The organism is Cupriavidus sp. 05N40 (assembly GCF_056397305.1).
On the sequence record NZ_JBFTND010000444.1, the window covers coordinates 1 to 1,027 of the forward strand.

Genomic DNA, 1,027 nt, shown 5'->3' on the forward strand with positions numbered 1-1,027 from the left:
CCGTACAACAGCCCGTACTACAGCGGCCTGAATCCGTACACGGTCGGTTTCCTGATATTCCAGGACCTGCGCCGCATGTGCGAGAACCCGACCGAGGAAGATTACCGCTGGGCGCCGGAGTTCGCCGGCAGCGACTGGCGCAAGACGCTCGACTTCGCCATGCGCAACTTCAAGGACGAGAGCTTCCTGCTGCAGTTCCTGTCGCCACGCGTGATCCGCGAGCTCAAGCTGTTCTCGGTGCTCGACGACGACCGCGAAGGCAAGCTGCGCGTGACCGCCATCCATAACGACGAGGGCTATCGCAATATCCGGCAGCTGCTGGCCAACCAGTACGACCTGTCGAACATGGAGCCGAACATCCAGATTACCAATGTGGATGTCGGCGGCGACCGCTCGCTGACGCTGCGGCACCTGCAGAACGACCGCCGTCCGCTGGCGCAGAACTTCGACGAGGTGATCCGCCACGTGACGCGGCTGTGGGGCTTCACGGTGCGGCTGGAGGTGGCCTACGAAGACGGCCGGCGCGAATCCAAGTACGAGTGCAAGCCCGAACGCAGGCACCGCAAGGCGGCCTGAGCATCGCACGGGCGGGCCGGGCCCGCCCGGCCCCGCCAGCGCGACCTGCGCCGCGTGGCAATGCCGGCGAAAGCCGGCGCGGGCGCCCGGAACGCCCCGGAGTGCTCAGAACTGATAGTTGAACGACATATCTCCCGAGAAGCTGGTGGCGCGCTGCACGACCGGACTGCTGGCGGCGCTGCCCACCAGCTGCGACACGCTGACGTCGCTCGTGATGAACCAGTGCTTGTGGAAGAACCACATCGCGCTCAGGCCGGCGCCATAGGACTTGATGCCCGCGCCGGCTTGATGCTGGGCATAGCCGGAGCGCGCCGACTGCTCTGCGCTGACGCCGAACCAGGTGTTCATGTAGCGCGAGTCCGCGAAGCTCATGGTAGGCCCGATGAACCAATAGAACTTCTCGGAGCTGCCCGGCAGCGGCAGATAGGCGCCGACGTCGCCGGTCCAGCCG

Annotated in this window: 2 protein-coding genes; one reads left to right on the forward strand and one right to left on the reverse strand. The window is 65.9% G+C overall.

The features are described 5' to 3' along the window. Positions 1–576 (forward strand): SpoVR family protein (locus AC1DO7_RS41350; protein WP_477117583.1); only part of this gene is annotated, 576 nt, incomplete at its 5' end. A 105-nt stretch (positions 577–681) separates the two neighbouring features. Here the strand turns inward: AC1DO7_RS41350 and AC1DO7_RS41355 are convergent. Next, the coding region (locus AC1DO7_RS41355) for a MipA/OmpV family protein (RefSeq protein WP_477117584.1) at positions 682–1,027 on the reverse strand (346 nt) is incomplete at its 5' end.